The sequence below is a fragment of the Paludibacterium denitrificans genome (genome assembly GCF_009707705.1).
GTDB lineage: Bacteria > Pseudomonadota > Gammaproteobacteria > Burkholderiales > Chromobacteriaceae > Paludibacterium_A > Paludibacterium_A denitrificans.
The window spans coordinates 1,672,019-1,694,741 of record NZ_WLYX01000001.1; the positions used below are offsets into that span (position 1 = coordinate 1,672,019).

20 protein-coding genes and 9 pseudogenes are annotated in these 22,723 nt (G+C 58.0%); 21 read left to right on the forward strand and 8 right to left on the reverse strand.

What is annotated here, in order from left to right:
• Window positions 1–5 precede the first annotated feature (5 nt).
• From GKE73_RS23365 to GKE73_RS11070, 5 genes and pseudogenes are all read left to right on the forward strand, one after another.
• Window positions 6–254, forward strand: a complete 249-nt coding sequence (locus GKE73_RS23365; RefSeq protein ID WP_280954889.1) for a penicillin-binding protein activator — start codon at window positions 6–8, stop codon at window positions 252–254.
• Between the two features lie 2 nt (window positions 255–256).
• Complete coding sequence (locus GKE73_RS11055) at window positions 257–592, forward strand: YraN family protein (protein WP_230370062.1); 336 nt, start codon at window positions 257–259, stop codon at window positions 590–592.
• A gap of 26 nt (window positions 593–618) precedes the next feature.
• Window positions 619–1,207 (forward strand): annotated as a pseudogene (locus tag GKE73_RS11060) (phosphoheptose isomerase).
• The gene (locus GKE73_RS11065) at window positions 1,207–1,611 is read left to right on the forward strand and encodes a BON domain-containing protein (RefSeq protein ID WP_230370063.1); all 405 of its coding nucleotides are present in this window, start codon (window positions 1,207–1,209) and stop codon (window positions 1,609–1,611) included. Before GKE73_RS11060 ends, GKE73_RS11065 begins: the two are co-directional and overlap by 1 nt.
• On the forward strand, window positions 1,611–1,796 hold the full coding sequence (locus GKE73_RS11070; protein ID WP_230370064.1) for a BON domain-containing protein: 186 nt from the start codon (window positions 1,611–1,613) through the stop codon (window positions 1,794–1,796). Before GKE73_RS11065 ends, GKE73_RS11070 begins: the two co-directional genes overlap by 1 nt.
• Before the next feature lie 73 nt (window positions 1,797–1,869).
• Here GKE73_RS11070 and GKE73_RS11075 read toward each other — a convergent pair whose 3' ends face one another.
• From GKE73_RS11075 to GKE73_RS11095, 6 genes and pseudogenes are all read right to left on the reverse strand, one after another.
• On the reverse strand, window positions 1,870–3,114 hold the full coding sequence (locus GKE73_RS11075) for a sensor domain-containing phosphodiesterase (protein ID WP_230370065.1): 1,245 nt from the start codon (window positions 3,112–3,114) through the stop codon (window positions 1,870–1,872).
• 166 nt (window positions 3,115–3,280) lie between these two features.
• Window positions 3,281–3,409: a Tim44 domain-containing protein gene (locus tag GKE73_RS23370; protein ID WP_280954890.1), complete on the reverse strand. Its 129-nt coding sequence runs from the start codon at window positions 3,407–3,409 to the stop codon at window positions 3,281–3,283.
• The gene (locus GKE73_RS11080; RefSeq protein WP_230370066.1) at window positions 3,388–3,855 is read right to left on the reverse strand and encodes a Tim44 domain-containing protein; all 468 of its coding nucleotides are present in this window, start codon (window positions 3,853–3,855) and stop codon (window positions 3,388–3,390) included. Before GKE73_RS11080 ends, GKE73_RS23370 begins: the two co-directional genes overlap by 22 nt.
• A 7-nt stretch (window positions 3,856–3,862) precedes the next feature.
• A complete protein-coding gene (locus tag GKE73_RS11085; RefSeq protein WP_230370067.1) occupies window positions 3,863–4,177 on the reverse strand; it encodes a hypothetical protein in 315 nt (104 codons plus the stop codon).
• A 59-nt stretch (window positions 4,178–4,236) separates the two neighbouring features.
• Window positions 4,237–4,938 (reverse strand): annotated as a pseudogene (tsaA, locus tag GKE73_RS11090) (tRNA (N6-threonylcarbamoyladenosine(37)-N6)-methyltransferase TrmO).
• Window positions 4,939–5,140: 202 nt separating this feature from the next.
• Window positions 5,141–5,752, reverse strand: a complete 612-nt coding sequence (locus GKE73_RS11095; protein WP_280954891.1) for a GNAT family N-acetyltransferase — start codon at window positions 5,750–5,752, stop codon at window positions 5,141–5,143.
• A 193-nt stretch (window positions 5,753–5,945) separates the two neighbouring features.
• On the opposite strand from GKE73_RS11095, the pseudogene mnmG reads away from it, so the two are divergent.
• From mnmG to glmS, 15 genes and pseudogenes are all read left to right on the forward strand, one after another.
• Window positions 5,946–7,837: pseudogene (gene mnmG / locus GKE73_RS11100) on the forward strand (tRNA uridine-5-carboxymethylaminomethyl(34) synthesis enzyme MnmG).
• Window positions 7,834–8,460: a 16S rRNA (guanine(527)-N(7))-methyltransferase RsmG gene (rsmG, locus tag GKE73_RS11105; RefSeq protein ID WP_230370068.1), complete on the forward strand. Its 627-nt coding sequence runs from the start codon at window positions 7,834–7,836 to the stop codon at window positions 8,458–8,460. The pseudogene mnmG and the gene rsmG overlap by 4 nt, the downstream one beginning before the upstream one ends.
• Window positions 8,457–9,246 (forward strand): annotated as a pseudogene (locus tag GKE73_RS11110) (ParA family protein). The gene rsmG and the pseudogene GKE73_RS11110 overlap by 4 nt, the downstream one beginning before the upstream one ends.
• A gap of 4 nt (window positions 9,247–9,250) precedes the next feature.
• Window positions 9,251–10,109: pseudogene (locus tag GKE73_RS11115) on the forward strand (ParB/RepB/Spo0J family partition protein).
• 243 nt (window positions 10,110–10,352) lie between these two features.
• On the forward strand, window positions 10,353–10,565 hold the full coding sequence (locus GKE73_RS11120; RefSeq protein WP_230370069.1) for a hypothetical protein: 213 nt from the start codon (window positions 10,353–10,355) through the stop codon (window positions 10,563–10,565).
• A 10-nt stretch (window positions 10,566–10,575) separates the two neighbouring features.
• Window positions 10,576–11,385, forward strand: coding sequence for a F0F1 ATP synthase subunit A (gene atpB / locus GKE73_RS11125; RefSeq protein WP_230370070.1), 810 nt, complete (start codon window positions 10,576–10,578; stop codon window positions 11,383–11,385).
• A 63-nt stretch (window positions 11,386–11,448) separates the two neighbouring features.
• Entirely contained in the window at window positions 11,449–11,736 is a 288-nt protein-coding gene (atpE, locus tag GKE73_RS11130) for a F0F1 ATP synthase subunit C (RefSeq protein ID WP_230370071.1), read from the forward strand.
• Window positions 11,737–11,787: 51 nt separating this feature from the next.
• Entirely contained in the window at window positions 11,788–12,258 is a 471-nt protein-coding gene (locus GKE73_RS11135; RefSeq protein ID WP_230370072.1) for a F0F1 ATP synthase subunit B, read from the forward strand.
• Between the two features lie 7 nt (window positions 12,259–12,265).
• Window positions 12,266–12,802 carry a F0F1 ATP synthase subunit delta gene (locus GKE73_RS11140; RefSeq protein ID WP_230370073.1) on the forward strand — a complete coding sequence of 179 codons (537 nt, stop codon included), beginning with the start codon at window positions 12,266–12,268 and terminating at the stop codon, window positions 12,800–12,802.
• Window positions 12,803–12,810: 8 nt separating this feature from the next.
• Window positions 12,811–14,354, forward strand: a pseudogene (gene atpA / locus GKE73_RS11145) (F0F1 ATP synthase subunit alpha).
• A gap of 41 nt (window positions 14,355–14,395) precedes the next feature.
• Window positions 14,396–15,263 (forward strand): annotated as a pseudogene (gene atpG, locus GKE73_RS11150) (F0F1 ATP synthase subunit gamma).
• Between the two features lie 42 nt (window positions 15,264–15,305).
• Window positions 15,306–16,700 carry a F0F1 ATP synthase subunit beta gene (gene atpD, locus GKE73_RS11155; protein ID WP_230370074.1) on the forward strand — a complete coding sequence of 465 codons (1,395 nt, stop codon included), beginning with the start codon at window positions 15,306–15,308 and terminating at the stop codon, window positions 16,698–16,700.
• A gap of 15 nt (window positions 16,701–16,715) precedes the next feature.
• Complete coding sequence (locus tag GKE73_RS11160) at window positions 16,716–17,138, forward strand: F0F1 ATP synthase subunit epsilon (protein WP_230370075.1); 423 nt, start codon at window positions 16,716–16,718, stop codon at window positions 17,136–17,138.
• Window positions 17,139–17,220: 82 nt separating this feature from the next.
• A pseudogene (gene glmU, locus GKE73_RS11165) lies at window positions 17,221–18,593 on the forward strand (bifunctional UDP-N-acetylglucosamine diphosphorylase/glucosamine-1-phosphate N-acetyltransferase GlmU).
• 134 nt (window positions 18,594–18,727) lie between these two features.
• Window positions 18,728–20,552, forward strand: a pseudogene (gene glmS, locus GKE73_RS11170) (glutamine--fructose-6-phosphate transaminase (isomerizing)).
• A gap of 291 nt (window positions 20,553–20,843) precedes the next feature.
• On the opposite strand, the gene GKE73_RS11175 reads toward glmS, so the two are convergent.
• Window positions 20,844–21,008: an RNA polymerase sigma factor gene (locus GKE73_RS11175; RefSeq protein ID WP_230370076.1), complete on the reverse strand. Its 165-nt coding sequence runs from the start codon at window positions 21,006–21,008 to the stop codon at window positions 20,844–20,846.
• 149 nt (window positions 21,009–21,157) lie between these two features.
• Between GKE73_RS11175 and GKE73_RS11180 the strand changes: the two genes are divergently transcribed.
• Window positions 21,158–22,051 (forward strand): 2-hydroxyacid dehydrogenase, encoded by an 894-nt coding sequence (locus tag GKE73_RS11180; RefSeq protein ID WP_230371469.1) that lies wholly within the window; start codon window positions 21,158–21,160, stop codon window positions 22,049–22,051.
• Between the two features lie 71 nt (window positions 22,052–22,122).
• Here GKE73_RS11180 and GKE73_RS11185 read toward each other — a convergent pair whose 3' ends face one another.
• The gene (locus GKE73_RS11185; RefSeq protein WP_230370077.1) at window positions 22,123–22,689 is read right to left on the reverse strand and encodes a TetR/AcrR family transcriptional regulator; all 567 of its coding nucleotides are present in this window, start codon (window positions 22,687–22,689) and stop codon (window positions 22,123–22,125) included.
• Between the last annotated feature and the right edge of the window lie 34 nt (window positions 22,690–22,723).

Here is a 22,723-nt window from a genome sequence, read left to right on the forward strand (position 1 = left end):
TCGACATGCCATGGTTTCTGATGGCGCAGCATCCGGCGGTCAAACGTTATCCGCGTCCGACGCAAGCCATGACGTTGCAAACGGAACGGCTGTACGCGCTGGGGATTGATGCCTACCGCATGGCGGTGCAACTGGCGCGCTCGCGCAGTTCGGCCAACTTGCGGCTGGATGGTGTGACCGGCGATTTGCGTGTTGGCAAGAATCGGGTAGTGGAACGGCAGCTGCCGGTTTCCATCATGGGCAGTGGTAACTAACCATGAACCCGACCGGACAGTTGGCCGAAGACCGGGCCTTGCTCTTCTTGCAGCAGCAAGGCTTGCAGTTGGTGGAACGCAACTGGCATTGCCGCGGTGGTGAACTCGATCTGGTGATGCGTGATGGTGGCAGCTGGATTTTTGTCGAGGTGCGCCATCGTGCGGATAATCGCTTTGGTGGCGCGGCGGAAAGTATTACCCCGGCCAAACAAAAGAAACTCATGCACGCGGCAGAGGTCTATCTGGCTAGCAAGGCGATTCAAGCCCCCTGCCGTTTCGATGCCGTACTGACTGTTGGCAACCAGCCGCCGGTGTGGCTCAAGAATATATTTGCGTAGCGGTAGTGGCTACTTCAAGGATTGTTATGGACCTGATTGATCGCGTTAACGGACATTTTCTGGAAAGCATTGCCGCCAAGCAGGACGCCATGGTGTTGTCGCCGCTGGTGGCCGCTGCGGCCGAGCGCATGGTGGAATGCCTGATGAACGAAGGCAAGATTCTGGCATGTGGCAATGGCGGCTCGGTAAGCGATGCCCAGCATTTTGCCGCAGAAATGGTGGGGCGTTTCGAGAAGGAGCGGCCGGGTCTGGCTGCCATTTCGCTGGCGACCGACACCTCGGCGCTGACCGCCATTGGTAACGATTACGACTTCGACATGGTGTTCTCCAAACAGGTGCGGGCACTGGGGCATACCAATGATCTGCTGCTGGCCATTTCGACCTCAGGTAATTCGGCCAACGTGATCGAAGCCGTTTATGCCGCACACGAACGTGGCATGGGCGTGATTGCCTTGACGGGCAAGGATGGCGGCAAGATTGGCGAAATCCTGTCGCCGGAAGATATTCACCTGAACGTGTTAAGCTAACCGTACCGCGCGCATTCAGGAAGTGCATATCCTGTTGATTCACGCTTTGTGCGATGCCATCGACTACATGTTGCTGGGAGGTGAGTAATGAATAAACGCACGCTAACGGTATTACTGCTGGCGGCTGGTTTTTCCGGCACGCTGACCGCGTGTTTTCCGCTGGTGGCTGGCGGCGCGGTCGGGGCGACCATGGTGGCGACAGACCGTCGCACCAGTGGCGCTTATGTGGATGACCGGGCGATTGAGCTGAAGGCCGCCGATCTGATCGGCAAAAAGCTGCCCTCTGCGCACGTCAATGTCACCAGCTTTAACCGCGCCGTGTTGCTGACCGGTGAAGTGCCGTCGCAACAGGCGCGCCAGCAGGCCGATCAGATCGCGCGCGGCACGCCTAACGTCCGCCGGGTTTACAACTATACCGACGTTGATGCCGCCGCTGGCCTTGGCAGCCGCAGCAACGATACCGGATTACCAGCAAGGTACGTACCCGCCTGATGGAGGGCAAGGGTTATGCCCCGACCGATATCAAGGTGGTGACTGAGCGCGGTGTGGTCTATCTGCTGGGCTTGGTGACGCAGGCGGAAGGACAGGCGGCGGCGCAGGTAGTCAGCCAGACCGCAGGCGTGCAGAAGGTGGTGACGTTGTTTGAAACCATTCAGGAAATCACACCGAGCAACTGAGCAACGCGTTTGCTAGCCATAACAAAAAAGGACCGCCATGCGGTCCTTTTTCATTGTCTTGAGTCTGGCCCGCTTAACGGCTGGTGCGTTTGACCAGTACGTCGGCGCACAGCACGTGCATGGCTTCATCGATTTCGATGGCCATGGAAAGGGTGATGCAAGAGCGGGTATCCGTCATCGACAGATACGGTTCGCTCATATACAGCACACCCGGCTGGTCGATGGCGTGCTGAAAATAGGAACGCCGTGACCAGACGGCGCCGGTGGTATCGGCCAGCGGGGCAAACTTGGGCGCGGTGCTCTTGGGTGCTTGCTGGCTGTTGAGGTTGCGGCCGAGCTGACGGCCTTCGCTATCCAGCAAGAAACAGCGAATCACATCCGGCATGGCCAGCATGGGCATGGCCGCTTGCTCGAAGGGCGTGCCTTGCATCAGCGCAATGGCACTTTGTACAAACGACTGGCGCGCCAGTTCGATCTGACGTCGGGTGATCTTGCGTTTGAGCAGGTTGCGTACCATCAGCTCATCCCAGCGCGAGTCGATGCGCGGCGTGATGGCGGTGTCTTGGTCCGGAACGGGCGACGGGCGGGCAATGAAATAGCCCTGCACCAAATCACAGCCCGATTCCAGTGCCACCAGCACATCCGTTTCGGTCTCAATGCCTTCTTCGACGACCAGCGCCCCTATTTCGTGCATCAAGTGCACCAATCTGGGGAGTAGATTACGCGTACGGGGCTGCGAGACAGCACTGCGCAGCAAATGGCGGTCAAACTTGACCAGATCCGGTTCCAGTTGGCAAACCCGGTCCAGATTGGAATGGCCAACACCAAAGTCATCAATGGCAATCAGAAAACCCGCTTTTTTCAGCAGGTTTACGCTTTCGATCAGCGCCTCATCCACCTGCAATACATGTTCCAGCACTTCCAGCACGACGCTGCTAGGCTCCAGACCAAGGTCCCGAATGGTGTTGAGCAGGGTGGCGGCGCGTTCCGGCCGCGAGAGCGAGGCGGCGTCAACGTTGAGGAATAGCCAGCGGTCGGCGTTGTAGGGCAGCTGGGTAAAGCGGTTGGCATGGGCCTGACAGACAGCCATGTCCAGCGCGTGGCGCTGTTCCGGGGTGGTTACCAGAGCATATGCATCGGCCGGGGAGAGCGGGCTGGTGTGTTGTTCTGCGCGCAGCAGCGCTTCCACGCCGACGGTGCGGCGGTGGGCAAGGCTATAAATAGGTTGAAAATGGCTGCCGAGGGTCAGTCCGGCATGCTCGAACGGTGTCATGGCCATGCATTCCTTGCTGGTGTCCGGGCGGGTTGGGCCCGCCATTACCTAATGATGGTAGCAAGCATTATTCCATGCCGCGGCAATGCCGACAAAATCGCCGCAGGAGATGGCCTGTGGGCTGCTTGGGATTACCGGGCGCGGAACTGGCGTGGCGCATGAAAAACGGGCCATGTCTGGCCCGTTGTGCAGTTGGCTAAATACGGTGGAATCAGCCTTGCTGAATCCCGGCCACCAGCCATTTGCCGTTGGTTGTGGCGTCCTTGATGTAATGCCAGGTTTCGCTGAACGATTCTGCCGGAGCGTTGACCGATTCGCTTACCGTGCCGCTGAACAGCACGCTGGCAATGTAGCGGCTTCTTCGGTAGCGTCAAGCAGCTGGCAATCCAGTTGCGGGAAGTCGGCAACATCGCCGTTGCTGGCAATGTCGGCACGCAGTGCATCAAACAGCTCGGCGGTCATGTACTTGCGTACTTCTTCCAGACTTTCCGGCGTGTTGAGGCTTTGCAGGTGCAGGAAGGTTGCCTTGGCTTGACGCAGGAAGTGCGGCGTCTCGGTGCCATCCGGCAAGCGGCTCAGGTTGGAAGCCGGTTGTGGAGCGCCATAGCTGCCGCCCAGACCGGAACCGATCTTGGGAATGCTGTCGAAGCGTGTCGGCTGATTGTCCATGCCTTGTGGCATCGGCATCGGCTGTGGTGCCGGGGCGTTGTTGGCGGCTTTACGGCGGAACAGCATCATGCCGCCCACCAGGAGCAGGCCGAGCAGGGCAATGGTGCCCCACGGCATGCCGGAGCTAAGCCGGTTGGCTGGCGGGGGCCGAAGCGTGGCCGTTATTCATGGCCGAGCCGAGCAGGTAACCGGCGGCGGCACCGGCAGCCCCAGCGGCGATGGCGGTACCAACGCCCGGGCCTTTGCGCGGTTGCGCCTGTTGCGGGGCGGCCATCGGTTGTGGCGGAACCGGGGCGGGGCGTTGATAGTTCTGGGCGGGAGCCGCACGGCGCATGCCAAAGCTGCCGCCTTTACCCAGACGGGCCGCATCGGCAAAAGGGCTGGCCAGTACCGAGGCCATGGTGAAGGCGAGCAAAACCGTCTTCGCGCGCTGTGTCATAGATCAATTTCTCCGTTGAGATGAGTGTGATGCCTTGCTGTGACAGCGGCATGCCGGAATTAGTTCAGGGTGGCGGGCTGGATTTCAAGTACGGTGACGTTTTGCCCGTCGATGCGAAAGCGGACGTTGAGGTCGTAGAGCCGCACGCCGTAGAGGCGTTGCGGATCATGCTGGTAGGCCGGGCGCGGGTCCTGCGCCAGCACTTGTTCAATAAAGATTGCCAGCTCGGGGTAGCGTTGCTGCTGCAGGAACACCTGTTGTTGTGCCGTGGTACTCCACGTGACGGTGAGCGTCGGAGGCGGCCCGTCGACAAACCCGGCGCGCGCTTCAGGGCGAGATTCGACAAACGGAATATAGGGCTTGATGTCCAGTACTGGCGTGCCGTCCAGCAGGTCGGCGCTAACTGGTTGCAGGCGTACCCCGTGCGTGGTGTCGATGCCGGTTAATTCCACCAGCGACAGCCCGATGGGGTTGGGGCGATGGGTGGAGCGGGAGGCAAACACGCCTACTTTGGCATTGCCGCCCAGACGTGGCGGGCGCACCAGTGGTTGCCAGCCGCGTGTGGCGGTTTCGTGAAACACGAAGCTGATCCAGATATGGGAAAACGCCTCCAGCCCGCGCACGCTGTCCGGATGGTTGTACGGCGGCAGTAGTTCCAGCTCCAGCCGGGCCGTCCGCACCAGCGTTTACTGGCGCGGAATGCCGAATTTTTCGCGATAGGGCGAGTGGATGACGCCAATGCTGGCAAAGGTGTGAGACATGCTCACTATTGTAGCGGCAAATGCCGGTGGTTGGCCGAACACCCTTTCGGCCAACCCTGATGAGGGGGGTTAACCGATGAAGTGCTTGTTGTACTTGGCCGCCAGACGGCTCATCGGCAGCAGCATGAAGAAGTCAGCGCAGTTGAAATCCGGGTCCCAAGCCGGTTCGCCGCAGACAAACGCGCGCGCAGGTAGCCCTTGATCAGTGCCGGCATCGGCGCTGGCGGCGCATCGTCCTGAATCCGGTCGAGCGGCAGCGCCAGATGCGGGAAGACGCGCCATTCGGCCGGGGCCGGTGTTTGGCTTCCAGTTGGCGGTACAGGCTGACGGCCTGATGGCCGCCGTCGCTCAACGAGACACTGGCGCAGCTTACCAGATATTGGCCGCCCTGACGCTGCACGTAGTCGGCCAGGCCGGACCAGAGCAGGGCGATGACGGCGCCGGAACGAAAGTCCTTGTGAACGCAGGAGCGACCCATCTCGATCAGGCCATCGCGCAGATGTTGCAGGCGAGACAGGTCGAATTCGTGTTCGGAATACAGCCGCGGCGCCCGGCGGGCGGCTTGTGGCGAGAGCAGGCGGTAGGTGCCGACCACCATGCCGCTGGCCGGGTCTTCCACGATCAGGTGGTCGCACAGCGCATCGTACTCGTCGGTGTCGATACCCCGGTCGCGGGAATCCAGCAGCGCGCCCATTTCGTTGGCAAAAACTTCAAAGCGCAGTTTCTGTGCGCGGCGAATGTCGTCGGTGCTTTCGGCCAACCTTACTTGCAGGCGATTTTCGCGGCGTGCGGCAACTCGTTCATTTAGCTGCATGTTTTGTCTCCCTCGAAACATGCACTCATGCTAAAGAGCGTGTTTGACGCTGACATGTCGATCCCATGACCAATGGATGACGTTGCCTTGAAGCCCGTGTTACCGAGAGGGTTTGCAAATCAATCACTTAACCCCGTGCCGGGTTTTGGCGTAAAATGACCGGCTTTCCGTTTGGTTGCTCCTTCCTCAGGCCATGATTTATCCGACAGTCTTTGACGTGATAGTGGTGGGCGGCGGTCACGCTTGCACCGAAGCTGCTCTGGCGGCGGCGCGCATGGGGCGCCGTACGCTCCTGCTGACCCACAATATCGAAACGCTGGGTCAGATGTCGTGCAATCCGTCGATTGGCGGCATTGGCAAAGGGCATCTGGTCAAGGAAGTGGATGCCCTCGGCGGCGCCATGGCCTTGGCTACCGATATCGGCGGTATCCAGTTCCGCACACTCAATGCCTCCAAGGGTCCGGCCGTACGTGCCACTCGCGCGCAGGCCGACCGTATCCGCTACAAGGCGGCGATCCGCCACATGCTGGAAAACCAGCCCAACCTGATGCTGTTCCAGCAGCCGGTGGATGACCTGCTGGTGGAAGGTGATCGCGTTGCCGGTGCCATTACTGCTATCGGCATTACCTTCCGTGCCCGCACGGTGGTGTTGACGGCTGGCACGTTCCTGTCCGGCAAGATCCATGTCGGGCTGGAAAACTACACCGGCGGCCGCGCTGGCGATCAGGCGGCCAGTACGCTGGGCGCCCGCCTGCGTGAACTCGACCTGCCAGTGGGGCGGCTGAAAACCGGCACGCCACCGCGCATCGATGGCCGCACCATTGATTTTTCCGTGATGGAAGAACAGCCGGGCGATACGCCAGAGCCAGTGTTTTCCTATCGTGGCAATCGTGCCATGCACCCGCAACAGCTGCCGTGCTGGATTGCACATACCAACCAGCAGACGCACGACATCATCCGTTCGGGCTTCGACCGTAGCCCGATGTTTACCGGCAAGATCGAAGGCGTCGGCCCGCGCTATTGCCCGTCCATTGAAGACAAGATCAACCGCTTTGCCGACAAGGACAGCCATCAGGTCTTTTTGGAACCGGAAGGGCTGGATACCCACGAGTACTACCCCAACGGCATCTCTACCAGCTTGCCGTTTGATATCCAGCTGGCGGCCGTACGCTCGATCAAGGGCATGGAGAACGCCCATATCCTGCGTCCCGGCTACGCCATCGAATACGACTATTTCGATCCGCGCGGCCTGAAATCCACGCTGGAAACCAAAACCATTCAGGGGCTGTTCTTTGCCGGGCAGATCAACGGTACCACCGGCTACGAAGAAGCCGCCGCGCAAGGCCTGCTGGCCGGGCTGAATGCCGCGCTGTATTCGCGCGATCAGGACGGCTGGTGTCCGCGCCGCGACGAAGCCTATCTGGGCGTGCTGGTCGATGACCTCATTACCAAGGGCGTGGCTGAGCCTTATCGCATGTTCACCAGCCGCGCCGAGTTCCGCCTGCAGCTGCGCGAAGACAATGCCGATCTGCGCCTGACCGAAGTTGGCCGAAAACTCGGTCTGGTGGGCGATGCGCAATGGGATGGTTTCTGCCGCAAACGCGATGCGGTCGAAGCGGAAAAGGCGCGGCTGAAAAGTTCGTTCCTGCATCCGTCCCGCCTCAGCGACATGGCCGCGGTGGAACAACTGCTGGGCAAGGCCATCGAGCGCGAATACAGCCTGCATGATCTGCTCAAGCGCCCTAACGTCAGCTACGATCAGCTGATGACGTTGGCCGAAGCCCCGGTGTCGATGACGCCGTGGTTGCCGAGCAGGTGGAAATTCAGGTCAAATACCAAGGGTATATTGATCGCCAAAACGAAGAACTGGCACGGCGCGACAATCTGGAAGACGTGCGCTTGCCAGCCGATATCGACTTCAGCCTCGTCAAGGGCCTGTCCAAGGAAGTCCAGCAGAAGCTCAACCAGCAGCGTCCGGAAACGCTCGGTCAGGCTTCCCGCATTCAGGGGATTACCCCGGCGGCGGTGGCCTTGCTGATGGTGCACTTGAAACGGGGCTTTGCCGACGCAAAGAAAACTGCATGACACAACTCGCCGAATTGAACCAAGGTCTGGACGCGCTGGCGCTCGGCCTGTCTGAAGCGCAACGGGAACAGCTCACTGGCTATCTGGCGCTGCTGGGCAAATGGAACCAGACCTACAACCTGACCGCGGTGCGTGACGCCGACCGCATGGTCAGCTATCACCTGCTCGACAGCCTGTCGCTGGTGCCGCATCTGGACGGTGGCACGCGCCTGCTGGATGTCGGTTCCGGTGGTGGCATGCCGGGCATCCCGGCGGCCATTGCCCGCTCGGATCTGCAAGTGGTGTTGCTCGACTCCAACCACAAGAAAACCACTTTCCTGCGGCAGGCAGTGATCGAACTCAAGCTGGCCAATGTGGAAGTGATCACCAGCCGGGTCGAGGCCTATCAGCCCGAACAGAAGTTTGACCGTATTACCAGCCGGGCATTTTCCGAGTTGGCCGAATTCGTCAAACTCACCCGCCATCTGCTGGCGGAAGGTGGCCAGTATCTGGCGATGAAGGGCGTCTATCCCTACGAAGAAATTGCCCTGTTGCCCGACTTCGTGGCCGTGTCCGAAGTCCTGCCGGTACAGGTGCCGGGTTTGGATGCCGAACGGCATCTGGTGAGAATGGTGGCCAAATGAACGCGTGCGTGATCGCGGTAGTCAACCAGAAGGGCGGCGTCGGCAAGACGACCACCGTGGTCAACCCGGCTGCCGGTCTGGCCGAGCTGGGGCGGCGAGTGCTGATTGTCGACCTCGATCCGCAGGGCAATGCCACCATGGGCAGCGGCATCGCCAAACAGGCGCTGCAACAGTCCGGTTATCAGGTCTTGCTGGGTGATGCCACGATCGAACAGGCGCGGCAGCCCGCCAAGCAGGGCGGCTACGACGTCCCCTTTTAAGCCAACCGCGATCTGGGTGGCGCCGAACTGGAACTGGTCAACGAGTTGGCGCGCGAGGCTCGGCTGAAAAATGCCATCACCGCCGTGGCCGATCAGTACGACTACGTGCTGATCGATTGCCCGCCATCGCTCAACCTGCTCACCCTCAATGGTCTGGTTGCTGCCGATAGTGTGCTCATCCCCATGGTATGCGAATACTATGCGCTGGAAGGACTGTCCGATCTGGTCACCACCTTGCGCAAAGTGCGCGTGGCGGTTAACCCGAAAATCGAAATCATGGGTCTGCTGCGTACCATGTTTGATAGCCGCAGCAAGCTGTCTCAACAGGTGGCCGAGCAATTGGCCCGCCATTTTGGCGACAAGGTGTTCGATACCGTGATCCCGCGCAATGTCCGTCTGGCCGAAGCGCCCAGTCATGGCTTGCCGGTGGCTGATCTACGATCGCACCTCCCGTGGTGCACAGGCCTATCTTGCGCTGGCGCAAGAATTGATCGGCCAGCTTGAACTCACAACCCCTTCTGTCTGACACCATGAGCAAACTCAAAGGACTCGGGCGCGGTCTTGACGCGCTGTTTTCCTCTGCCGATCCGGCGGATGACCGACTCACCACCCTGTCGGTGGATGTGATTCGCCCCGGTAAATATCAGCCGCGCAGCCGCATGAGTGAAGCGGCGCTGGATGATCTGGCCGCCTCCATCCGGGCGCAAGGGGTGATTCAGCCGGTGGTGGTGCGTGAAATCGGGTTGGGCACTTACGAGCTGATCGTAAGGCGAGCGCCGCTGGCGTGCGGCGCGCAAGGCAGGGTTGGCCGAAGTGCCGGTGGTGATCAAGTCCGTAGCCGATGAAGCCGCACTGGCGATGGCGCTGATCGAAAACATCCAGCGCCGGGAGTTGGACCCAATCGAAGAAGCGCAAGGCATCAAGCGCCTGATTGATGAATTCGGCCTGACCCATGATGCCGCGGCCCAAGCCGTCGGTCGCTCGCGCAGTGCCGTATCCAATTTGCTGCGCCTGCTGGCGCTGCCCGAACCGGTGCAAGCCATGCTGCATCAGGGCGAGCTGGAAATGGGGCATGCCCGTGCTTTGCTGGCCTTGCCGGTTGTCGATCAGCTGGATGTGGCACGCGAAGTCGCAAGCAAAGGCTTGTCGGTACGTGATGTTGAACGCCGGGTGCAGCAACAGGAGTCAAGCACACCACGCACGGCGGCCCGTCAACAAGCGGTCGATCCGGATGTGGCTCGCCTTGCCGAGGAAGTTTCTGCTACTCTTGGCGCCCGCGTTTCCATCCGCCATGGTGCACGCGGCACCGGACGTCTGATTATTGACTACGCCTCGCTGGACGAGTTGGATGTCATCCTGGAAAAACTTCAAGGAAAATCAAAAAGCTGAACTGGCTGTGTCACTGTCCGATCCCGGATGTTTGGTTGACGCAGATCATGCCCTAAGCCTATAATCGGTCGATTTTTTAACATTGTCGGACATGATCAATCCGGAAGTCAGGCGCATTGTGCGCCTTCAGGTGACGCTCACAGGCGTTGCCATGCTGATCGGTGCCATTGTCGGGCTAGGCTCGGTTGCGGTGCCGGTATCCGTCCTGTTGGGCGGGCTTTCGGTTATTGTGCTTAAGCGCTGGTGTATGCCAAGATCGCCTACTCCAAGCGCCATGTGGCTCCGTTAGTGTTAATGCAGGCGCATTTCAAAGCAGAAGCCGTGAAGTTTGTGCTCACGATCCTAATGTTTGGTGCGACCTTGGTGTTTTTCAAGGATTTATCTGTAGCCGGATTGTTTGGTGGCTTCTTTGCCGCCGTTTCCGGCTACTGGTTTGGGCTTCTAATCAAAAATTGAGAAAAGAGCGATGGCAAGCAACGCAACAGAGTATATCAAGCACCACTTGACGTTCTGGAACTCGGACCCGTCTGCCGGTTTCTGGAGCCTTCACGTTGATACGTTCTCCATTTCCCTGATCCTCGGCTTCATCTTCGTCGGCGTTTTCGCTCTGGTGGCTCGTCGCGCCAGTCTGGAAGCCCCGGGTCGTTTGCAGTTGCTGGTGGAATCGATCATCGAAATGGTTGATACCCGTGTCAAGGAAATCTTCCATGCCAAGAGCAAAGTTGCAGCGCCGCTGGCCCTGACGATTTTCTGCTGGGTTTTCCTGATGAACGCCATGGATATGCTGCCGGTTGACCTGCTGCCGTGGATTGCTCAGAACATCGGCGCAGCCATGGGTCATGACCCGCACCATGTTTACCTGCGTGTTGTGCCGTCTGCCGACGTGAATGCCACCTTTGCCATGTCGCTGTCGGTGATGATTTGCATCATCGGTTTCTCTATCAGCGCCAAAGGTCTGGGTGGCTGGGGTAAAGAGCTGCTGACCGCTCCGTTCCACGCTCACAACCCGGTACTGGCCGCTATCCTTGCGCCGATCAACTTTGTGTTCCAGATGATCGAATTGCTGGCCAAGCCGATCTCTCTCTCTCTTCGTTTGTTCGGTAACATGTATTCCGGCGAGCTGATCTTCATCCTGATCGCTCTCTTGCCGTGGGGCTTCCAGTGGATGCTGGGCGCACCGTGGGCGATTTTCCACATCCTGGTGATTACGCTGCAGGCTTTCGTGTTCATGATGCTGACCATCGTGTACCTGAGCCCGGCTGTTGAGTCCCACTAAGTGATAACGATTTTTTAAACCCTTTTATCAACCATCCTTGCATTAAGCCTTAGGAGATAATAAATGGAAGCACTCGTTTCTCAGATCCAGTCGATGACCGCTCTGGCGGCAGCCCTGATCATTGGCCTCGGCGCTATCGGTACCGCTCTGGGCTTTGCCATTCTCGGTGGCAAATTCCTCGAGTCCTCCGCACGTCAACCGGAAATGATCCCGGTTCTGCAAACCAAGCTGTTCATTATTGCTGGTCTGCTTGACGCGATCTCCATGATCGGTGTTGGTGTTGCCATGCTGTACACCTTCAACAACCCGTTCCTGTCCGCTGCTGTAGCTGCTCTGAAAGCCGCTCAATAATCTGTTCAGCGTAAATGGTTGTTGTAGACACCACACTGGAGGAAAACAAGCGTGGAATTTAACGTAACACTACTGGGCCAAGCGATTACTTTCGCCATCCTGGTATGGTTCACCATGAAGTTTGTTTGGCCTCCGCTTACCAACATGATGGATGAGCGCGCCAAGCGTATTGCTGATGGCTTGGCCGCTGCAGAACGTGGCAAGCAAGATCTGGAAGCTGCTGAAAAACGCGTTGCGGACGAACTCCGCAAGGCCAAACAGCAGTCCACGGAAATCGTGATGGCTGCTGAAAAGCGTGCCAGCCAGATCGTGGATGAAGCCAAGGATGTGGCGCGCACCGAAGGTGCCCGCATCGTGGCTGAAGCCAAGGCGGATATTGATCAGGAAGTGCTGCGAGCCAAGGAAGCCCTGCGTGCGCAGGTAGCAGAACTGGCCGTAACGGGTGCAGAAAAGATCCTGCGCAAAGAGATCGATTCGGCTAAGCACGCTGATCTGCTTGCCTCCATCAAAGCGGAGTTTTAATTAACTCATGGCAGAACTCATTACCGTAGCTAGGCCCTACGCCGAAGCGGTATTCAGCCTCGCCACCGAGCAGAAGCGACTGGGTGACTGGTCGGAGTCACTCGCGTGGCTGGCTGCCATGGTGAACAACCCGGACGTGGCCGAGGTGGTCACCAACCCGAAACATACCGCACAAGAGGTTGAGGCGCTGATGCTGGACGTGCTCGGTGAGCGCGGCAACGATGACGTAAAGCGTCTGATTGCTGCCCTGATCGAAAACAACCGTCTGACGCTGCTGCCGGAAATTGCCCAACAGTTTGAGCTCCTCAAGGCCAAGGCGGATGGTGTGCTGGATGCAGTTGTTGAAAGCGCCTTCCCGTTGACCGACGAACAGAAGTCCGAGCTCACCGCTACGCTTTCCAAGAAATACGGCAAGTCCGTACGTCTTGATGTGCGTGAGAACTCCGACCTTATCGGTGGAGTACGGGTGCTGATCGGTGATGACGTCATCGACGCTACCGTTCGCGGCAAACTGCACGCAATGGCGGCAAGCCTCAAGAATTAGGAGAGATCATGCAGTTGAACCCCTCTGAAATCAGCGATCTGATCAAGGCCAAGATTCAGAACCTGGCTGAAGGCGCTGAAACCCGTACCAAAGGTACGGTGATTTCCGTGACCGACGGTATCGTTCGAATCCACGGTTTGGCAGACGTGATGCAGGGTGAAATGCTCGAGTTCCCGGGCAACACCTTTGGCCTCGCCATGAACCGGAGCGCGACTCTGTTGGCGCCGTGGTTCTGGGTGAGTATGAGCACATCTCCGAAGGTGACGAAGTCAAGTGCACCGGCCGCATTCTTGAAGTTCCGGTTGGTCCGGAACTGGTAGGCCGCGTAGTTAATGCACTTGGTCAACCTATCGATGGCAAAGGCCCGATCAACGCCAAGAAAACCTCCCCGATCGAAAAGATCGCTCCGGGTGTGATTGCGCGTCAATCGGTAGACCAGCCGATGCAAACCGGTCTGAAGTCCATTGACTCCATGGTGCCGATTGGCCGTGGTCAGCGTGAGTTGATCATTGGTGACCGTCAGACTGGTAAAACCGCTGTGGCTCTGGATGCTATCGTCAACCAGAAAGGCTCCGGCGTTATCTGTATCTACGTTGCCGTAGGTCAGAAAGCTTCGTCGATCGCCAACGTGGTTCGCAAGCTGGAAGAGCACGGCGCAATGGCTCACACCATTATCGTCGCTGCAACTGCTTCCGAAGCTGCTGCCCTGCAATTCATCGCCCCGTACTCCGGTTGCGCGATGGGTGAATACTTCCGCGATAACGGCGAAGATGCCCTGATCGTGTACGATGACCTGTCCAAACAGGCCGTGGCTTATCGTCAGATTTCGCTGCTGCTGCGTCGTCCGCCGGGTCGTGAAGCTTACCCGGGTGACGTGTTCTACTTGCACTCCCGCTTGCTGGAACGTGCTTCCCGCATCAACGCCGACGAAGTTGAAAAACTGACTGGCGGCGCGGTGAAGGGTAAAACCGGTTCGTTGACGGCTCTGCCTATCATCGAAACCCAGTGCTGGTGACGTATCTGCATTCGTTCCGACCAACGTAATTTCGATTACCGATGGTCAGATCTTCCTGAAACCGACCTCTTCAACGCAGGTATCCGTCCGGCCATCAATGCCGGTATCTCGGTATCGCGCGTGGGTGGTGCGGCGCAAACCAAGGTGATCAAGAAACTGGGTGGCGGTGTACGTCTGGCTCTGGCTCAGTATCGTGAATTGGCTGCCTTCTCGCAGTTTGCTTCTGATCTGGACGAAGCAACCCGCAAGCAGCTGCAACACGGTGAAATCGTGACCGAGCTGATGAAGCAGAAACAGTTCTCTACCACGGATACCGCCTCCATGGCGTTGACCCTGTGGGCAGCGAACAAAGGTTACTACGAAGATGTACCGGTGAAAAAAGCTCTGGCATTTGAAGCAGCCTTCCTCGCTTATGTGCGTGCGAACCATGCTGATGTTCTGAGCAACACCAATGCGTCCGGTAACCTGTCTGCCGACGATGAGAAGGTACTGGCCAAGGCGATGGAATCGTTCAAGGCTGGCTACAGCTTCAACTGAGTCTTTCGGCCAACGTAGTAGTTATCTGAAAGGTTCAGGAAATGGCAGTCGGCAAAGAGATTATCACCAAGATCCGAAGCGTGCAGAACACGCAGAAGATCACGCGCGCGATGCAGATGGTGTCAACCTCCAAGATGCGCAAAACGCAAGAGCGTATGCGCGCTGCCCGTCCTTATGCCGAGAAGGTGCGTACCGTTATGGCGCACCTTGCTCAGGCTAATACGGATCTTGAGCACCCACTTCTGTCCCGCCGTGATGTTGTTAAACGTGCTGGCATTATCATTGTGACTTCTGACAAAGGCCTGTGCGGCGGCTTGAACGTAAATACGCTCAAGAAGCTCTACGCCAAGGTCAAGGAGTTGCAAGATCAGAACGTCGAAGTTGACGTTTGCTGCCCGGGCCAAAAAGGCCCGGCGGCTGCCCAGCGCGCGCATCTCAACGTTGTGGCTAGCGCAGTCCAATTGGGCGATGTGCCCAAGATGGAAAAACTGATTGGTCCGCTTACAGTGCTGTTTAAACAGTATGCGGAAGGCGAGCTGGATGCGGTTTACATGGTGTACTCCAGCTTCATCAATACGATGAAGCAAGAGCCGACCATGGAGCAATTGCTGCCGCTGAGCCCGGAACACATGGTGGTGGAACATTCTCACTCGTGGGATTACCTCTACGAGCCGAATGCAGTCACCGTGATGGAATTCCCTGGTTAAGCGTTATATCGAGTCTGTTGTGTTCCGTGCTGTGGCCGAAAACATGGCGTCCGAACAGGCTGCCCGTATGGTGGCCATGAAGGCAGCAACCGACAATGCCGGTAATGCGATCAAGCAACTACGTCTTGTGTATAACAAGTCGCGTCAGGCAGCGATTACCAAAGAACTGTCCGAGATCGTATCCGGGGCCGCCGCGGTATAACCGTTGCCGCACTGTAAACGTTTATTGAGTTAGGAACCGATAATGAGCCAAGGCAAAATCGTACAAATCATTGGCCCGGTGGTCGACGTGGAGTTTCCGCGCGACGCCATGCCAAAGATTTATGATGCCCTGAAGCTGGTTGACGCAGATCTGACGCTTGAAGTTCAGCAACAGCTGGGCGACGGTGTGGTGCGTACCATTGCAATGGGTAGCTCTGACGGCCTGAAGCGTGGCATGGCTGTTGCCTCTACCGGAGCGCCGATCTCGGTGCCGGTAGGTACTGCCACCCCGGGTCGTATCATGGATGTATTGGGTCAACCGGTGGATGAAGCCGGTCCGGTAGGCACGGAAGAACGTCGTGCCATTCACCAGATCGCGCCGAAATTCGACGAGTTGTCCAGTGCCACCGAACTGTTGGAAACCGGTATCAAGGTAATTGACTTGCTCTGCCCGTTTGCCAAGGGTGGTAAGGTTGGTCTGTTCGGCGGTGCCGGTGTAGGCAAAACCGTGAACATGATGGAGTTGATCAACAACATCGCCAAGGCACACTCGGGCTTGTCCGTGTTTGCCGGTGTGGGTGAGCGTACTCGTGAGGGTAACGACTTCTACCACGAGATGAAGGACTCCAACGTTCTGGATAAGGTAGCAATGGTCTATGGTCAGATGAACGAGCCGCCGGGTAACCGTCTGCGCGTTGCCCTGACCGGTCTGACTATGGCCGAACACTTCCGTGACGAGAAGGATGAAAACGGTAAGGGTCGTGACGTGCTGTTCTTCGTCGACAACATCTACCGTTACACCACGGCCGGTACCGAAGTGTCCGCTCTGCTGGGTCGTATGCCGTCTGCCGTGGGTTACCAGCCGACGCTGGCTGAGGAAATGGGCCGTCTGCAGGAACGTATTACTTCCACCAAGACCGGTTCGATTACCTCGATCCAGGCCGTATACGTACCTGCCGATGACTTGACTGACCCGTCTCCGGCTACCACCTTTGCCCACTTGGACGCTACCGTGGTGCTGTCGCGTGATATCGCTTCGTTGGGTATTTACCCGGCTGTCGATCCGCTCGACTCCACGTCCCGTCAGCTGGATCCGCTGGTGGTGGGTGACGAGCACTACACGGTTGCCCGTGGCGTGCAGACCACCCTGCAAAAGTACAAGGAATTGCGCGACATCATCGCCATTCTGGGTATGGACGAACTGTCTGAAGAAGACAAGCTGGTGGTATACCGCGCTCGTAAGATTCAGCGTTTCCTCTCCCAGCCGTTCCACGTTGCTGAAGTGTTTACCGGTTCTCCGGGCAAATACGTGCCGCTGCGTGAAACCATCAAGGGCTTCAAGGCCATTCTCAGCGGTGAGTACGACCATCTGCCGGAACAAGCGTTCTACATGGTTGGCTCGATTGAAGAAGCCGCAGAGAAAGCCAAGACCCTTTAATTAAGGAGAGGGCTTATGGCCAAGATGCATGTGGAAGTGGTCAGCACCGAACAACTCATCTATTCCGGTGAGGCAGAATTCCTGGTGGCTCCGGCCGAGGAAGGCGAAATCGGTGTGTATCCGCGACACGTGCCGCTCCTGACCCGTATCAAACCCGGTGTACTGCGCATGACAGTGCCCGGGAGCAAGGACGAAGTACTGGTGGCGGTGTCTGGTGGCATGATGGAAGTGCAACCGACCCTCATCACTGTTCTGGCTGATACGGCGATCCGCGGCGAGGATCTCGACGAGGCCCGCGCCAATGAGGCGAAACGTGCGGCTGAGGAAACTCTGAAGCACGCCGCTGATGACCTGGATACGGCAAAAGCCCACGCAGCGCTGGCTGTGGCAATTGCCCAACTCAAGGCGTTGGATTACCTCAAGAAGCGTGTCCACTAAAAGCGCGAGAGCGAATCGTGTATAGTTGCAGGCTGCCACTTTTGTGGCAGCCTTTTTCCTTTTTTGGCAAAGCTGAATTCGTATGGATCGTCTGAGTGTTGTCATTCTCGCTGCCGGTAAAGGCAAGCGCATGTATTCCTCCCTGCCCAAGGTGCTGCATCCTGTGGGCGGTAAACCGATGCTGGCACGGGTTATCGAAACGGCCCGTTCCTTGGAGCCGCAACAGCTGGTAGTGGTTTATGGCCATGGTGGTGAGGCAGTACGTCAGGCGATTCAGGATCAGGATATTGTTTGGGTTGAGCAGGCGCAGCAGCTTGGTACTGGCCACGCGCTGAAGATGGCGTTGGCGGCGCTTCCTGTCGAGGGTAGGACCCGGTGCTGTATGGTGATGTGCCGCTGACACGTGCCGAAACCTTGCAGTCCTTGCTGGATGCAGCTGGCGACGGTATGGCGGTACTGACCGATGAGCTGGCTGATGCCAGTGGTTATGGCCGCATGGTGCGCGATGCGGCAGGCAAGCTGGTCGCCATCGTCGAGCATAAGGACTGCACGCCGGAGCAACTGGCCATTCGTGAAATCAACACCGGCATGATGGTGTTGCCCAACCGCTATCTGGCCGACTGGCTGGGCGCTTTGCAAAATAGCAATGCCCAAGGCGAATACTATCTGACGGACGTGTTGGCCTTGGCGGTACAGCAAGGGCTGACGGTGGAAAGTGCCCGTGTGGTGGCTTCCCGGGAGGCTGCTTAGCGTCAACAACAAGGTACAGTTGGCCGAACTGGAACGTGTGTTGCAAGCCAATCAGGCACGTGCGCTGCTGGAGGCTGGCGTGATGCTGGCGGATCCGGCGCGTCTGGATATTCGTGGCGAACTGTTACACGGCATGGATGTGTCTATCGACGTCAACTGCGTGTTTGAAGGCCGGGTTGAACTGGGTGATGGCGTCAAGATCGGGCCGAATTGCGTTTTGAAAAATGTTACGGTGGCGGCGGGTACGCAGATTGCAGCGTTCTCACATCTGGAACAGGCCGAGGTCGGCGCCAACTGTTCCCTCGGCCCGTATGCCCGTTTGCGTCCGGGTGCCACTCTGGCCGATCAGGTGCATATCGGTAACTTTGTCGAGGTCAAGAAAAGCCATATCGGCGAGGGCTCGAAAGTTAATCATTTGACCTATGTGGGCGATGCCAAGGTTGGCCGAAACGTCAATGTTGGTGCCGGTTCGGTCACCTGTAATTACGATGGCGTGAACAAGTTTACCACCGTGATCGAGGACAACGTTTTTGTCGGTTCCGGTACCATGATGGTGGCTCCGGTGACGTTGCAGGCCGGTTCGACTATCGGTGCCTAAGCTCGGTCATCAGCAAGACGGCTCCGGCCGGTGAACTGACGGTGGCGCGGGCCCGCCAGACCACCATCCCGGGCTGGTCGCGTCCGCAGAAAAAGACCGAACGTTAAGCAAGCCAGCCTGTCGTGTCTTCTCTGCTGAAGAGGGATGGGCGGCTCATCGTCGTTAAGATCGCATCCGCCATGTTGGCGGGGGTTGGCTGACTACTATTTTTGCAGGGCGTGAATGCCCAAGGATAACGATTATGTGTGGCATTGTTGGAGCGATTGCAGGGCGTAATGTCGTGCCGGTATTGGTAGACGGACTCAAGCGCCCGGAATACCGCGGTTATGATTCGGCTGGCATTGCCGTTGTTGTTGACCATGCCATTCATCGCGTGCGGCGTGTCGGCCGTGTGGCGGAAATGGAAAATGCCGCGCAGGAAGAAGGTCTGAGCGGTACGGTAGGGATTGGTCATACCCGCTGGGCGACGCACGGTGGCGTAACCGAACCGAATGCCCACCCCCACATTTCGCACGGTGAAATTGCCGTCGTGCATAACGGCATCATCGAAAACCACGAAGCGCAACGTGAACGCCTGAAACAACTGGGCTATACCTTCGAGTCGCAAACGGATACCGAGGTGATTGCCCATCTGGTGCACCATTACTTCAGCCAGTCTGGCGACTTGTTTATGGCGGTACGTCAGACCGTGCGTGAGCTGGTCGGCGCTTATGCCATCGGCGTGATTGCGCTCAAACAGCCTGATCGTCTGGTGTGTGCCCGCATGGGATGCCCGCTGTTGATTGGCCGGGCGAAGGCGAAAACTTCATCGCCTCCGACGTATCTGCCATCATTTCTGCTACCCGCCGGGTGATTTTCCTGGAAGAAGGCGATGTCGGTCTGCTGACTCGTGAAGGCGTGACGCTGATCGACAAGAACGATCAACCCATCGAACGGCCGGTACACGTTTCCGACGTCTCGTTGGCGTCGCTGGAGTTGGGGCCGTACAACCACTTCATGCAGAAGGAAATCCACGAGCAGCCCAAAGCGCTGTCCGATACCATCGACGCGGTGCTGGAGGCCGGTTTTTCGGCCAACCTGTTCGGGCCACGTGCCGCAGAACTCTTACCGCAGGTGGAAGGCGTCAAGATTCTGGCATGTGGCACCAGCTACTATGCGGCCTTGACTGCCAAGTACTGGATTGAGGCCCTTGCCGGTATTTGCTGCGATGTGGAAATTGCCAGCGAGTACCGCTACCGCGAGGCCTATGCGCATCCTCAGCATCTGGTGGTGACCATTTCCCAGTCCGGCGAAACGCTGGACACCATGGAAGCGCTCAAATATGCCAAGCATCTTGGCCATCGCAGCGCCCTGTCGATTTGCAACGTGCGCGAGTCCGCCATCCCGCGTGCGAGCGAACTGGTGTTCTATACCCGCGCCGGTGCCGAAATCGGCGTGGCCTCGACCAAGGCATTTACCACCCAGCTGATCGCCTTGTTCGCGCTGGCGGTCACGTTGGGTAAGGTGCGCGGCCGCATCAGTGCCGAGCAGGAAGCCGTGTATCTGGATAACTTCCGTTGTTTGCCGGGTAGCGTGCAGCATGCGTTGAATCTGGAGCCGCAGATCAAGGCGTGGGCGGACAAGTTTGCCGCCAAAGACAATGCCTTGTTCCTGGGGCGTGGCCTGCATTACCCCATCGCCCCGGAAGGCGCGCTCAAGCTCAAGGAAATTTCCTATATCCACGCTGAAGCCTATCCGGCGAGCTGAAACACGGCCCACTGGCGTTGGTGGATGAGCGCATTCCGGTGGTCGTGATCGCACCAAATGACAGCTTGCTGGAAAAAGTGAAATCGAACATGCAGGAAGTGCGCGCACGCGGCGGCGAGCTGTTCGTTTTTGCTGATCTGGATAGCCACTTCAACGCGTCGGAAGGCGTGCATGTGATCCGGACCCCGCGTCACGTCGGCATACTCAGTCCGATCGTACACGCCATCCCGGTACAGTTGTTGGCTTACCATGTCGCCTTGGCGCGTGGCACCGATGTGGACAAGCCAAGGAACCCGGCAAAATCTGTAACCGTTGAATGATCGTTTGTGTGGTGGGGTTGACTAGAGCAAATAAAGTCTGTCGGATCCGAATAAAGTTCGTCGGAGTTTGAAGGAAGAGAAGGGGCCTCTGGCCCCTTCTGCTTTTTGACGGCGCGGATGTACTGAGACACGAGAAGTGAGCTCGTGAGGAGGAGCGGCTTTTCGGCCTTAGCGGACGCTCCATCAAGTGGTGAAAACGACTGCTATACACATAATTTCGGACATCCCCGGGTGGGAATTATTCATTGTGGGGAACTGGAGCTTTCTGGGTTGGGTACTCAGTTCCACTCATCATTTCATTGACGATGAGGAAACAGCCACATCAGAACCCCGCATGTACTCCCGTACAAGCTCCCGTGCCCGATGCAGGCGACTCTTGATGGCTCCTTGCTGCTCATCCGGGCGCTCAGCAATTTCGGCAATCGTCAGTTCTTCAAAGTCACGCAGCAGTAGCACTTCAAGGTAGTGCCTGAGCCTCTAGATTGAGAAATTCCATAAAATATTGCCTATCGCAAGTACAATCTATCGTCATATATGGCGAGAAGTCTTAATGTTAGTGCGCCTGATTTTCGAGAAACCCAATCCAAGGTCTTGCTTTGACTTCCATGCCCTCTTTCACGCTACTGCTGGACGAAGCCATTGAGCTGCCCGAACCGTTGCATGCCAAATTGGCCACCCGCTTCACCGTTGCCCCGTGGCATGCTGCCGACGCTACCACCCGTGCCCAAGCCGATACCCTGCTGCTACACAGCCGCGTTGGCGAAGCTGACCTTCAGGCGCTGGCGCAATGCCGCTATATCGGAGTGCGCGCCCATAACACTGACTACGTGCCGATTCCGCTGCGTCGTGACGGGCTACTGGTGCAAGGCATTCCACAGTTCGGTACCGAATCGGTGGCCGAACATACGCTGGCACTGATCTTTGCGCTGGCCAAAAATCTGCGAAAAGGCCATGAGCAGACGGTTAACGGCGCTTGGCGTAACGGCATGCAGCTCAACAGCAAATTGTCCGGTAAGACGCTAGGCATCGTCGGTTATGGCAAGATCGGCCGGTGCGTGACACAGATGGCGCGCGCGTTCGGCCTGCAGGTGTTGGTGGCGGCCAAGCCCGGGGCACCGGCCAAAGACGGCATGTTGCCGCTGCAACAACTACTGCAGCAGGCCGACATCGTCAGCCTGCACACATCAACCAAAGCCGACACCACGCCGGTATGGGACGCGGCGTTGCTGGCGCAGTTAAAACCGGGTGCGCTGCTGATCAACACCGCGCGCGGCTCTCTAATCGACTACGATGCGCTGGGCCAAATGGTCCTAAACGGCCGCATCAGCGGCGTGGGCCTGGACGTGTACCCGGAGGAGCCGCCGCAGTTGGAGTGGCTGAACCACCCGCGCGTGCTGTGTAGCCCGCATGTGGCCTACGCCACCGACAGCACGCTAGCGGCGATGAACGGCGCGCTGGTGGAGCTGGCGTTGGCTTGGGCGGCCACACAAGCAGGCTGATCTTTCTTTTTGCGGCGCCAGCATGCTGGCGTACCCGGCCTGACCCACACAGTTGCAGCACGGCGTAAGGTTCATCCCTGTTCTGAATTACTCCCGCTCTGCAACAAAGCCGCTGCTGACCGTTTCGCTGCCCGGAGGATGGGTTCGCTACAGCCCATGACCTGCATCGCCACAATCAGCCCTTCACCTATCAAGAAGAGTTGATCTGCCAGCAAATCCGGGCTGGATGCCCCTGCCCGGGTGCACAAGGTTCTGAGATAGTCCCGCACCCGTTGTTTGTGCATGTTTGCGATGACATGGGGTGCCGCGTCATGATCTGCATATTCAGCAGCCGCATTAATGAATGTGCAGCCGTGGAAGCCTGCTTCCTTTCCCCAACTTTCCAGATAACTCAGATAGGCCATGAGTCGGTCCGTAACGGGCATGGCTTCTACATGGCACTGCATGCGCTCAAAAAACTGAGCATCACGTAAGTGGAGGGCCGCATCAATCAGATGATCTTTGCTGGGGAAATGGCGGTAGAGCGTGCGCTTTGTCACGTCGGCCGCGCTACTGAGCTGGTCGACTCCCGTCGCATGGAATCCTTGTCCGTAGAATTCGTGAAGCGCAGCGGTGACGATTTGGTCGGCGGTATTCATGACACTGATTCTAACCGGACAAAATCAAAAAGGA